Raw genomic sequence first — 12371 nt, 5'->3', positions numbered from 1 at the left:
GCCTTGAGCGGCCGCGCCGGCGATGCCGCTTACTGGCTGGCGTACTTCTTGCCGGCCGCGTCGTAGTGGTAGGTGACGGTGTCGGCCGCGCCGAGCTGGCGGGTCTTGCCCGGGCCGGTGATGGTGGTGCCGCTGACCTTGACGCTGATGCGGGGCATGTCGCTGCCGCCGTGCGCGGCGAAGCTCAGTTCGCCCTGGCTGCTGACGCAGGGCATGACGTCGCCGTCGGCGCAGGCCGCGCTGTTGTCGCTGCCGGTGTTGACGCTGCCCACGTAGGTCCAGACCTTGTCCTTGAGCTCGTCACGCGGTCCGGGGTTGAAGACGAACAGCGCGTAGCCGGTGAAGCTGGTGCCGTTGTCGAAGCCGTCGGTGGGCACGGCCAGCACCAGCTTGCCGGCGGGCGTGCGGTATTCGACGGGCTTGCGCTTGGGGTCGACGAACTCGGGCTTTTCGTAGGCGCCGAAGTTGCCGATGGTGTTGGTCATGCCGCGAAACTGCCAGGGCTTGTCGGGCGTGGAGCCGGTCAGCGTGTATGTGGCTTCGGCCAGGTTGACCTGGATGTCGGGGCCGGCGTCGTCCTCGCCGGGCTTGCCGTAGCGCTCGCGGGTGTCCCAGGTGAAACCGGTGAAGTAGCGCGTGCCGTTCAGCTCGAAGGCGTGGCCGTACCAATAGGTGGCGACGCTGCCGTTGGCGACTTCATACGAATCCTTGCCCTGGCCGTCGACCTGGTAGATCGTGTGCATCACGGTGCGCACGTCGGGCGGCGTGACGGCGGCGGCCTGCTGCTTGGCCCCGCTGGCGGGTTCCAGCGCCTGCGCGGCCGGACTGAAGGCGGCGGCCAGGGCCGACGCGGCCAGGCCCGCCATCGTCGTGCGCAGCAGGGCGGCGCGGGGGGTGAGGCGGGCTTTCCGTATGGTTTTCATGGATGGAAGATCTGCTCTTGGGCCTGCGTTGAGAGGCACGCGGCGGGCGGGTTCATGACGCCGGTGTCGGCTCCGCCACGGCATGCCGTGATATGCGACGCCATCTTAATGAGCCGTCGCGCTTCGCGTCGGACAACCATTTGCCAATTGTGTCCGTCTGCAATGGGGACAGCGGCCAGTTATAGCGCGTTGGCGCGCCGGCGTCCTGGCGGCGGCGGTCGGGTCCGGCACGGGACAAGCGGGAGAGCCCGGTCACGGCGCCGCCGTAGAATGGCGGCTTCACACTCGAAGCCGGTCGCGGGGATGTGGCGTGTGCAGCTTGTCTTGTCTGGTTTTTTCGCGATGGTTGAGTGATTCGCGCAGCGCCTTGTCCGGCGGCATGATGCCGCTACGGCATGCGAGCCACCTCGGAGGATCCGCTGGACATGCCTACTCGATTCCCCGCAAGCCTGGACGCCCTGCGCCAGTCGCTCGCCGAGACCGAGCTGCCCGAGACCGTCGTCGCCCACCTGGTCGCGCAAGCGCGTCCGGCGCTGGTGCTGGCCACCTCCGCCGCCGACGAGGACGCGATTCCCCTGGGAGCGACCAAGATCGGCGGCAGCCCTGATCTGCCGCCGGGCATGGCCTGGCCGACGCGGCCTGCCTATCCCGATGCGGCGCAGCGCGCGCAGGGGCATCGCCAGAATGCGGACCGCACGCTGGCGGATTCGAAGAAGAAGGGTTCGTGGATGACGCCCGCCCAGGGCAAGCTGTTCAGCGAGGAATACCGGCGGCGCGCGGACGCGGTGGAAATGGAGTTCCCGCTGTCCTTCCTGGGCCAGTTCAATCTGGCCGAGCTGTCGACGCATGCGGGTTTCGACGCCGCGCTGCCGAACGAAGGCCGGCTGCTGGTGTTCTACGACTTCCTGGAACAGGCCGAGAGTTTCTCGCCCGCCGCCTCGGTGGGTTGGCGCGTGTTGTGGGACGCCACGCCGGCGGCCGCGCTGGTGCGCGCGCCGGTGCCGGAAGCGCTGTCGTCGATCTCCGATGAGGAATGGACCTGCGTGTTCCGCGCGGCGCCGGCCTCGGCCCAGACCGTCTACACGCCGATCCAGACCGACGACGCGTCCTGGGACGCCTTCGATCTGGACGACGAAGAAAGCTGCGACGCCTACGAAGACTGGCTGGAACAGTTCGGCACGCCGGACAGTGAAGACCGCGACAACCACCAGCTGGGCGGCTTTCCGCAGACGATACAGAGCGGCATGCAGGAAACCTGCCAGCTGGTCGCGAACGGCCTGTACTGCGGCACCAGCGAGGTCTGGCAGACCGAGCAGGCGCGCAAGTTGATGGCGTCCGCGCATGAGTGGCGGCTGCTGCTGCAGATCGGCGCGGATCCGAATGCAGGCATTCCGCAGCCGGGCGCCTACTATGTGACGATGCGTGAAGAGGATATCGCCGCGCGCCGGTTTGATCGGGCGCGGTTGACGTATCAGTGCGATTGACGCGTTTCAGTGATCGGCGGGTTTTCAGCGTCTGCTGAAAATCTGCCATCTGATGAAAAGTCCTTGAGAGGGTTTCCGCGCAACGCCTTTGCGCGCGCAGAGCGCTCGCTTTGCAATGCCTAGCCGGGCGAAGGATCCTCCCTTCTGATGGCACACACGCCATTTCGGCCTGTTTCATGCAGCAACGGCAACAGGCCCTCGCGGCTTGAATCGCTAGTCCTTGATCTTGTGCATCCCATGTCGGCGCAGTCCCTGATGATGCCGATATCGCGAGCGATGGCCCTGTTTATCCGTCTGGCATTGCAAACATGACGCCTGAGGCGAGCCTGGCCAGAATCCTTGCCTGGCTGGACGCGTTTCCACGTGTCAGCTGGTCCCGTAGCCGGGAAAGTCCCAGTGATTTTCAGACAGTGCGCTATATGTCGCTGGTTGATATCTATACGTTATTTACGTATATTTGATACGTGCATGCCATGAAGGCCTTGTTCATCGAGTTGCCCGCGTTTCTGCGTCATCGGTCCCGTTACCTCGACGATGATGGTTTTCGCGGCTTGCAGGACACCATGATGCTGCGGCCCGATGCCGGTGACCTGATCGAAGGCACTGGCGGGCTGCGCAAGCTGCGCTACGGCGATGCGCGCCGAGGCAAGGGCAAGCGCGGCGGCTTGCGGGTGATCTACTACTGGTGGGACGGCGGTTTGCAATTCTGGCTGTTCACGCTGTACGACAAAGACGAGGCCGCCGATCTGAGCGCGGCCGACAGGCATGCGCTCAGGCGCATGCTGCATGCCGAACTGGAGGCCAGACGATGAAGAAGCGCAACCTGTACTCGGAGATCGCCGAAGGCTTCGACGCGATGTCGAACGCGCGTGCGGGCAAGCACACGCTGCGCACGCACGAGGTGGAGCTCAAGCCCGCGCCGGACGTGACCGCCGAGGAATTGCTCGCCTTGCGCGAGCGCCTGCATCTGTCGCGGCAGGTGTTCGCCCGTTATCTGCGCACCAATCCCCGCACGCTAGAAAACTGGGAACAGGGCCGCGCCAAGCCGAATGCCCAGGCCGCGCTGCTGATCCGCCTGGTCGAAAAATTCCCCGACACGGTCGAGCGGCTGGCGGCGGTGTGACCCGTCGTTGATCGCCTGGTTTTCCCCGGCCTGAACACGCGCGGTTCAACGGCCAAGGCCAGCCCGCGAGCCTGCGGGCGTCGGCAAATTCCCCCATTTTTTTCCCACGGGCTCGCGGTCACTCCGCCATCCGCCCACTTCACACACCCTAATGCCAACTATTAGATTTGCTTAAACAAGCCGATATTTTTGACCCTGCAGGTCGGCATTCTTAGCATTTCTCATAGGAGACACCATGGGCGCGCTGAAAAACGATTCCGGACTCGATATCCGCATGCTGCGTATTTTCGCGGCGGTGGCCAGCGCCGACAGCCTGTCAGCGGCGGCCGAGGCGCTGGGCGTGACGCAGTCGGCGGTGTCGCAGACGATTTCGCAGATCGAGGCCACGCTGGGCATGCGCGTGCTGGACCGTTCGCGTCGGCCGTACCGGCTGACGCCGGCGGGCGTGACGCTGCAGCGGCAGTCGCGGCAGATCGTCGATGACGTGGACCGGCTGATCGCGCAGGTGCGCGAGGCCGACCTGATGAACCGGCCGGCGATCCGCATCGGCATGATCGATTCCTTCGCGGCCACGACCGGGCCGGCCATCGTCAAGCGGCTGACGCAGAGCGCGAGCCAGGTGCTGGTGTGGTCGGGGCTGGCTTACGGCCATGCGCAGGCGCTGCTGAACCGGCAGGTGGACATCATCGTCACCACGGACGCGCTGGAGGATGTGGATGGATTGGCGCGCCGCGCGATCCTGTACGAGCCCTTCGTGCTGGTGGCGCCGACGGCGCGCGCGGACGAATTCGCGCGCATGGATCTGCGGCAACTGGCGCAGGCGGCGCCGTTCATCCGCTTTAGCCGCCGCTCGCATTTCGGCGCCATGATCGAGCGCCATATGCGCCGCGCCAACGTGACCGCGCCGCCGTTCCTGGAGATCGATACCAGCGACGTGGTGATGGCGATGATCGCGGCCAACCTGGGTTGGGCGCTGACCACGCCGCTGTGCCTGCTGCAGGGGCGTTCGTGGCTGGACCAGGTGGCGGTGCTGCCGCTGCCGGGGCCGGGCCTGGCGCGCACGCTGCACCAGGTGTCGCGCCAGGGCGAGTTCGAGGAGATGGCGGACGCGTTCTGGCAGTACAGCCGAACCGCGCTGGAAACGGAGATTTTTCCGCAAATCAACGCGCGGCTGCCGTGGCTGGGACGGCAGATGCGCTTGTGTTGAAAGGCAGTGCCCATCCCTGAAGCGCCGCGTGCCGCCCATCTGGGCGGCCCCTCTCAAAGGGGCATCGCCGCAGCCCGGCAAAGCCGGCTCCGCGCGATTCCGAGGACGCGTATCGCGGTGGGTGAAATCGGCAAATCAAGGCGGTCCCCGCGTCGCGCGCCCGAGGTGCGCACGCTGCCCCCGCGGGACCGTCGTCAGCCTTGGGGCGGCCAGACCATAACAACGCAAAGGGAGAAGGACATGCAGGAGACAAGACGGAGATTCATCCAGGGCGCGGCGCTGGGGGCGGCGGCGCTGTCCTTGCCGCTGGCCGGCCGCGCCTGGGCCGCGGGCGCGCAGGCGGTGCGCTACGGCGGCTCGGCGTGGCTGGGCCATTACCCGGCCTGGCTGGCCATCCAGGCCGGCTATTTCAAGGCCGAGGGGCTGGACGTGGGCTGGGAATCGTTCGGCACCACGTCGGCGCGCGTCAGCGCCCTGCTGTCGGGCAACATCGACATGGCGGTCACGGCCGCGCCGGCGGCGCTGGCGGTGATGGCGCGCGGGTCGAAGCACTTCGCCATCATCGGCGTGCCGGAGAATTTCGGCCGCGTGGAAGGGCTGATCGTGCGCGATGGCGTCAAGACCTTGGCTGATTTGAAGGGCAAGAAGGTCGGCGTGACCTTCGCGTCCAGCGCGCATCTGCTGGTGCTGAACCTGCTGGATCAGGCCGGGTTGAAGGCGGACAAGGACGTGACCGTGCTGAACGTGCCCGCGCCGGAAATGCCGGCCGCGTTCCAGTCCGGCCAGATCGACGCGGCGGCGGCCTGGACGCCGCAGTTCAACGCCACCAGCGCCATGCCGGGCGCGCGCGTGCTGGCGGATGACACGCAGTTCTCGCTCTACCGCGACTACGGCGTGACGCCGGGGCCGGACGTGCTGGTGGCGCGCCGCGCCTTCCTGGAGAAAAACCCGGACGCGGTGAAGCGTTTCCTGAAGGCGTATTTCCGCGCCAATGAGCAGCTGCGCGCGCAGCCGGACAGCGCCGTGGCCGCGCTGGTGGAGCTGACCAAGCTGGCGCCGGCGGATCAGCTGGCGATGGTGAAGGGCGCCGACTGGTACGGCGCGGCGGACCAGCGCGGTTTGCTGGATCCGGGCGGCAAGTACATCGACGGCCTGCAGAAGCTGGCCGAGATGATGGTGCGCTACGGCCAGATCGACAAGGCGCCGTCGGTGCGCGAGTGGATCGACCCGGCCTATCTGTAGGACGCGCGGCGCCGGCCTGGCGCCGCGTTGTTCGCGCATTTGAACCTTCAACGCCTGGAATGAATTGAATGATGAACGCCCCGACTCGCCAGCGGCGTCCGGACCTGATGCTGATCAGCAGCGTGTCCGTGATCGCGCTGCTGCTGTTCTGGGAGGCCGCGTGCCGCCTGCAATGGGTGGACCCGCTGTTCCTGCCTCCGCCCTCTTCCGTCTACGCCCGCATGGCGGGCATGTGGGAACAGGGTTCCCTGATGTCCCACATCCTGGCGTCCGCGCGCCGCGTGATGGTGGGTTTCGCCGCCGCCACCGCGCTGGCGATCCCGCTGGGCATTTTCCTGGGCACGTCGCGGCGCGCCCGCGCGGCCTTCGATCCGATCCTGTCCTTCCTGCGGCCGCTGCCGTCGATGAGCTGGATTCCGCTGTCGCTGCTGTGGTTCGGCATCACCGAGACGCAGAAGTACAGCATCGTCTTCATGGGTACCTTCGCGCCCGCGCTGCTGTATGTGATCGAGGCCACGCGCAACATCGATCCGCTGCTGATCCGCGCCGCGCGCAACCTGGGCGCGAGCGGGCCGCAGGTGATGCGCATGGTGATCCTGCCGGCCAGCCTGCCGCAGATATTCAGCGGCTTCAAGGTGATCCTGGGGCTGTCCTGGACCTGCGTGATCTCCGCCGAGCTGGTGGCGGCGAAGGAAGGGCTGGGCTTCCTGATCATGAACGGCAAGGAGTTCTTCCAGACCGACACGGTGGTGCTGGGCATGGCGCTCATCAGCGTCACGGTGCTGATCACCGACGTGGTGTTCCGCGTCATCGAAAACAGGGTGCTGGCATGGTCGCGGTGAATACGATGGCAAACGACACGATGATCTCGCTCGAAGGCATCTCCAAGTCCTTCGGTTCCTTCCATGCGCTGCAAGGCGTGGACCTGGAGGTCAAGCGCGGCGAGTTCCTGGTGGTGCTGGGCGCCTCGGGCTGCGGCAAGTCCACGCTGCTGAACCTGATCACCGGCTTCGAGCAGCCCAGCGCCGGCCGCATCGTGGTCAATGGCCGCGAGGTGCGCGACGTGGATCCGCATTGCGGCATGGTGTTCCAGCAGTACGCGCTGTTTCCCTGGCTGACGGTGGCCGAGAACGTGGCCTTCGGCCTGAAGCTCAAGGGCGTGCCGGCCGCCGAGCGCCGCGCCACCGCGCAGCAGTTCATCGAGATGGTGGGCCTGAAGGGCTTCGAGGACGCCTATCCCAAGGCACTGTCCGGCGGCATGCGCCAGCGCGTGTCCATCGCGCGGGTGCTGGCCAACGATCCCGACGTGATCCTGCTGGACGAGCCCTTCGCGGCGCTGGACGCGATGACGCGCCAGGTGCTGCAGGAAGAGCTGACGCGCATCTACGAGCGCAGCGGCAAGACCATCATCTTCATCACGCACTCCATCGACGAGGCGCTGCTGTTGTCCAATCGCATGGTCATCATGAGTGCGCGGCCCGGCCGCGTGGCTTGCGATATTCCCAACGACCTGCCCTTTCCGCGCAATGCCGATGTGCAGCTGTCGCCGCGCTACATCGAGCTGAAGTCGCAGATCTGGGGCATCGTGCAGAACGAAGTCATGCGCAGCCTGCAGGCGCGCGCCGATCAATGAGGCGCGCGGCGGCGCCGGCGAACGATATTCCAACCGCAACACTGAACCCATCATCATGTCTCACCCCTCAGGGCAATCGCGGACTTTTCCCCACTACCAAAGCGGCTCGGGCTGGAACGCCATGCTGCCGGCGCGCGCGCCGCGCGTGGCCGCGCCGCCGCAATCGCGCTTCAAGCATGTGGTCATCGGCGCCGGCTACACCGGCCTGGCGGCCGCGCGCCGGCTGGCTGAATTGCAGCCGCAGGAACCCATCCTGGTGCTGGACGCCAGCAGCGCCGGCGAAGGCTCGGCCGGGCGTAACTCGGGCTTCCTGATCAACCTGCCGCACAACACGCGCATGAGCGGGCACCATAGTCCGCTGCAGGTCGCGCGCAAGCAGATCGCCATGTACCAGGCCGGGCTGGACTGGCTGGCGCAGCTGTCGCAGCAGGGCGGCTTCGATTGCGGCTGGGACCTGGCCGGCAAGTACCATGCCGCCGCCACCGAGGGGGGCAGCCGGAACCTGCGCGCGTCGCTGGCTCAGTATCGGGATTGGGGCGTGGCGTACACCGAGCTGGACCGCGACGCGATGCGCGAGCAGCTGGGCACGGACTACTATCAGTTCGGCTATCACTCGATGAACAACGTCTTCGTGCAGCCCGCCGCGCTGATTCGCGGATTGGCCGACACGCTGCCGGACAACGTCTGGCTGATGGAGAACAATCCAGTCGAATCGGTGGGTGGCGGCGGTCCCTACATCGTGCGCACGCGCAACGGCCAGTTCAGCGCCGACAACGTGATCCTGGCCAACAACGCCTTCGCGCGCCGGCTGGGTTTCCTGCGCAGCCGGCTGGTCACCATCTACACCTACGCGGGCGTGACGCCGGTGTTGGACGCGGCGCAGCAGGCGCTGCTGGGCCAGCGCGACCAGTGGGGCGTCATCCCCGCCAACCGCCTGGGCACCACGCTGCGCCGCATCCGTGGCGGCAGGTTCATGGTGCGCAGCGCCTATTCCTACGAGGCCGAGCAGCCGCTGGAACGCATGGCCGGACAGCTGCGCGCGTCGTTCCAGCGCCGCTATCCGCAGCTGGCCGGGCATGATTTCGAGTACGTGTGGAGCGGTTCCACAGCCCTGACCGGCAACGGCGCCTCCTTCGTCGGCGAGGTCCGGCCCGGGCTGTACGCCGCCGTTGGCTGCAACGGCGCGGGCGTCATCAAGGGCACGATCCACGGCCGCCTGCTGGCCGAGCGCATCGCCGGCCAGCGCAGCGCCATGCTGGATGATCTGGAAGCCCTGGAGAAACCGAACTGGCTGCCGCCCGATCCGCTGCGGCGCATCGGGGTGCTGACGGCGATTGCGTGTCAGGTGAGGAAGGCGGGGTTGGAGAAGTAGGGGTGTAACGGGGTCAATCAGGCGATACCTGGCCAGCCCGACCCGGCGTTCATGCCGGAACCAGCGTGCGCAGCTTGCGCAGCTCCGGGAACCACCACATCCACAACCCGGCCACCGCCACGGTGCCCAGTCCGCCGATCACCACGGCCGGCACCGCGCCGACCAGCGCGGCCATCACGCCGGACTCGAATTCGCCGAGCTGGTTGGACGCGCTGATGAACAGCGTGTTCACGGCGCTGACGCGGCCCAGCATGTGGTCGGGCGTGTTCAGCTGCACCAGCGACGAGCGCAGCACCACGCTGACGGCGTCGGCCGCGCCCAGCACCACCAGCGCGGCGATCGACAGCGGGATGGAGGTGGACAGCCCGAACACGGTGGTGGCCAGTCCGAACACCATCAGCGCGCTGAACAGCAGGCGGCCGACCTGGTTGCCCAGGCTCAGCCGCGCCAGGGTCAGCGACATCAGCATGGCGCCGCAGGCGGGCGCGGCGCGCAGCGCGCCCAGCGCCCAGGGGCCGGCCTGCAGGATGTCCTTGGCGTAGATGGGCAGCAGCGCGACGGCGCCGCCCAGCAGCACGGCGAACAGGTCCAGCGACAGCGTGCCCAGCAGCAGCCGGCGCTGGAAGATGAAGGTGATGCCGGCGAACAGCGTGTGCCAGGTGGTCGGCTCGCGGCGCGGCAGCGCCCGTTCGATCTTCATGCTGGCGACGGCGGCGAAGCCGGTCAGGTACAAGGCTGCGGCCACGCAATAGATCCAGCCCGCGCCCAGGCCGTAGCCCACGCCGCCCAGCGCCGGCCCGGCGATCTGGGCGATCTGCCCGCCCGACGAGGACAGGGCGGTGGCGCGCGGCAGCCATTCGCGCGGCACCACGGCGGGGATCAGCGTGGACAGCGTGGGCGCCTCGAAGGCGCGCGCCGAGCTCATGATGATGAGCGTGGCGTAGATCAGCGGCTTGCCGCCCAGACCGTGCAGCGCGGCCACCGCCAGCATCAGCGTGGCCAGCACTTCCACCGCCATGCAGATGGCCACGACCTTGCGGCGGTCGTATCGGTCGGCCACGTGGCCCACCACCAGCGTCAGCGCCGCCATCGGCAGGAACTGCGCCAGCCCGATCAGGCCCAGGTCCAGGGCGCTGCCGGACAGTTCGTAGATCTGCCAGCCCACGGCGACCGAGACGATCTGGAAGGCCAGCGACGCGCTCACGCGCGCGAAGAGGAAATGCAGGAAGGCGGGGCGTCCTAACGGACTGGGACCGGAGGTGTCTGGGGCGGGCATGGCGGGTCGCGCGGCGCGGGCGAAAGCTTCCGATTCTAGGCGCGGCGGGCTGACGGCGAGCTAAAGGGGGCGGACCAGCGGCCGCGCCTTCCTAGCGTTCGTCCAGCAGCGACACCCTGCCCGTCGCCACCGCCAGCACCGCCGCCGCCGAGCGCGCATTGGCGATGCTGTCGGCGTAGGCGTTCTGCGCGACCAGCATCTGGCTCTGCGCCAGCGTGGCGTCGGTCAGCGAGCCCACGCCGTTGCGATAGGCGGCGGACGCGGCATCGTAGGTGACGCGCGCGGCTTTCAGCAGCGCGACGGCGGCTTCGTTCGCGGCGATGCCCGAGCGCAGCGCATTGCGGGCGGCGACGATCTGGCGCGTGGCGTCCTGTTTGGCGCGCGTCAGGCGTTCGCCGGCGCTGGCGGCGTTGTTGCGCGCCTGCATCCGCGCCGCCGCGCGCAGGCCGCCGTCGTACAGCGGCAGCGTCACGCCCAGGAAGACGCTGGAGCCGGAACGGCTGCCGTCCAGGTTGACGGTGCCGGCCTGCTGGCCGATGGCGGGCACGGCGGTGATGGACGAGCGCCCCGAGGTGTGCGAGGTCGACGCGGACAGGAAGACTTTGGGCAGGAAGTCCGAGTCCGCCGCGCGCGCCTTGGCCTGTTCGGCCTGCTCGGCCGCATAGGCGGCCAGCACGTCGGGCCGGCGCGCCAGCGCGTCGGTGATGATCTGTTCGACCGGCTGCGCCAGCGCGGGCGACAGCGCGTGATCGGGCAACGCGGCGATGCGCGGCTGCGCCAGCGGCGAGATGCCCATGGCGGTGATCAGGGCCAGATAGGCGTCCTGCTCGGCGCCGTCGGCGGTGACGGTGGCCAGCCGGGCCTGTTCGCGGTTCTGGGTCGCCTGCGCCACCTCGACCACGGTGCCCTGACCCTGCCGGTAGCGCGCGTTGGCGGCATCCAGCAGGGTGCTGGCGTTGACCAGGCCCTGGCGCGCGTTGACGGTGCGCGCGCGCGCCGCGATATAGCCGTGATAGGCGACGCTGACCTCCTGGACCAGCTGCTGGTGCACGGCGGTCAGGGCGACGTTGCCGGCGATGGTGGCCTGTTCGGCGGCCTGCACGCGCGCCTGCCGGCCGCCGAAGTCGAACAGCAGCCATTGCAGCGAGAGCACGCCCACGGTGCCGTGCGTGCTGCTGTTGCTGGACGATTCGCCCAGGCCGATGTTGCTGGAGCCGCTGCTGTGGCGCCAACCCGTCATGGCGGTGGCGGCCAGCTGCGGCAGGTAGACGCTCTTGACCATGCCGGTGGCCAGCGCGGCGTTGCGCGCCGCGTTCCAGGCGATGCGGGTGCGCGGGTTGGACGATTGCGCCAGGTCGATCAGTTCCGCCAGCGAATATTCGTGGCTGGGATCGATGGCGTTGTCTTGCGGCACCGTGCCGGCGGCGGCGTTGGCCGGCAGCACGTAGCGCGCGTCGGGGCTGTCGGGCCGGGCCGGGCCGGAGACGATGGCGCCGCTGGCGTCGACGGGCGGCGTCCAGGGCCGGTCGGCTCGCGGCGGGGCCAGGTCCAGCGACGAGGTGGCGCAACCGGCCAGGCTCAACAGCAGGGCCGGCCAGGACAGGCGCGGCAGCAGGATCGGCCAGGATGGGCGGACGGACAGGCTCGGCATCTTAGGCAGGGGCATGGGCCGGGGCTTCCTGGGTGGGTTCGGTGGACGGGCCGGCGACGGCGCGCGCGGCCCGGGCGTCCATCAGCTGGAGCAAGGCGGGCAGCGCCGCGTCGCCCTGCGCGGCCGGCATGGGGGGCGATGGCGGGCTGGCCAGGCCCGCGCCGTCGATGCGCGCCAGCAGCGCGGCATCGCCCGGCGCGCGGCCGGCGGCCAGGACCAGCGGCGCGGCCGTGGCGGACAGCGCGGCCAGCGTATCGCGGCGGGCATCCTGCCAGGCTTGCGGCGGCCGCAGCCACGCGGGTTCATAGGCGGTCAGCGACAGCCGACGCTGCGCGGCGCGGCCGGCGGCCCGCGCCTCGGCGGCCCGGGCATGGCCCGGCTCTTTTACACAATTCCCAGCCCACCGGACGCAACATGGGAATTCGGAATGCGTCTTTTGCTTTGAAAAAAAAAAACAAAA

At 68.4% G+C, this 12371-nt stretch carries 11 protein-coding genes and 1 pseudogene; 8 read left to right on the top strand and 4 right to left on the bottom strand.

The genetic code is table 11. The features are described from left to right. Window positions 1-29: 29 nt before the first annotated feature. Window positions 30-923: a hypothetical protein gene (locus tag AC6LJ9_RS28945; protein WP_498150229.1), complete on the bottom strand. Its 894-nt coding sequence runs from the start codon at window positions 921-923 to the stop codon at window positions 30-32. A 425-nt stretch (window positions 924-1348) separates the two neighbouring features. Here AC6LJ9_RS28945 and AC6LJ9_RS28940 point away from each other — a divergent pair, with 425 nt between their 5' ends. From AC6LJ9_RS28940 to AC6LJ9_RS28905, 8 genes are all read left to right on the top strand, one after another. Further along, complete coding sequence (locus AC6LJ9_RS28940) at window positions 1349-2407, top strand: YwqG family protein (protein ID WP_498150228.1); 1059 nt, start codon at window positions 1349-1351, stop codon at window positions 2405-2407. Window positions 2408-2880: 473 nt separating this feature from the next. Then, window positions 2881-3219: a toxin gene (locus AC6LJ9_RS28935; protein ID WP_498150227.1), complete on the top strand. Its 339-nt coding sequence runs from the start codon at window positions 2881-2883 to the stop codon at window positions 3217-3219. Then, window positions 3216-3530, top strand: coding sequence for a helix-turn-helix domain-containing protein (locus AC6LJ9_RS28930; RefSeq protein ID WP_498150226.1), 315 nt, complete (start codon window positions 3216-3218; stop codon window positions 3528-3530). The genes AC6LJ9_RS28935 and AC6LJ9_RS28930 overlap by 4 nt, the downstream gene beginning before the upstream one ends. Before the next feature lie 235 nt (window positions 3531-3765). Continuing rightward, window positions 3766-4737, top strand: a complete 972-nt coding sequence (locus AC6LJ9_RS28925) for a LysR family transcriptional regulator (protein ID WP_498150225.1) — start codon at window positions 3766-3768, stop codon at window positions 4735-4737. A 240-nt stretch (window positions 4738-4977) separates the two neighbouring features. Next, a complete protein-coding gene (locus AC6LJ9_RS28920; protein ID WP_498150224.1) occupies window positions 4978-5979 on the top strand; it encodes an aliphatic sulfonate ABC transporter substrate-binding protein in 1002 nt (333 codons plus the stop codon). A gap of 71 nt (window positions 5980-6050) precedes the next feature. Next, complete coding sequence (locus AC6LJ9_RS28915; RefSeq protein ID WP_498140583.1) at window positions 6051-6821, top strand: ABC transporter permease; 771 nt, start codon at window positions 6051-6053, stop codon at window positions 6819-6821. Continuing rightward, window positions 6809-7612 carry an ABC transporter ATP-binding protein gene (locus tag AC6LJ9_RS28910; protein WP_498150223.1) on the top strand — a complete coding sequence of 268 codons (804 nt, stop codon included), beginning with the start codon at window positions 6809-6811 and terminating at the stop codon, window positions 7610-7612. Before AC6LJ9_RS28915 ends, AC6LJ9_RS28910 begins: the two co-directional genes overlap by 13 nt. 55 nt (window positions 7613-7667) lie before the next feature. Beyond that, complete coding sequence (locus tag AC6LJ9_RS28905; protein WP_498150222.1) at window positions 7668-8984, top strand: NAD(P)/FAD-dependent oxidoreductase; 1317 nt, start codon at window positions 7668-7670, stop codon at window positions 8982-8984. Between the two features lie 49 nt (window positions 8985-9033). Here AC6LJ9_RS28905 and AC6LJ9_RS28900 read toward each other — a convergent pair whose 3' ends face one another. The 3 genes and pseudogenes from AC6LJ9_RS28900 to AC6LJ9_RS28890 all read right to left on the bottom strand — a co-directional run. Further along, a complete protein-coding gene (locus AC6LJ9_RS28900; RefSeq protein ID WP_498150221.1) occupies window positions 9034-10260 on the bottom strand; it encodes an MFS transporter in 1227 nt (408 codons plus the stop codon). A 91-nt stretch (window positions 10261-10351) separates the two neighbouring features. Then, a complete protein-coding gene (locus tag AC6LJ9_RS28895; protein ID WP_498150230.1) occupies window positions 10352-11911 on the bottom strand; it encodes a TolC family protein in 1560 nt (519 codons plus the stop codon). Between the two features lies 1 nt (window position 11912). Continuing rightward, window positions 11913-12371, bottom strand: a pseudogene (locus AC6LJ9_RS28890) (hypothetical protein); the annotation flags it as partial.

The organism is Achromobacter sp. 1011811831, from assembly GCF_059760905.1.
This window is presented reverse-complemented; position numbering and strand designations above follow the sequence as displayed.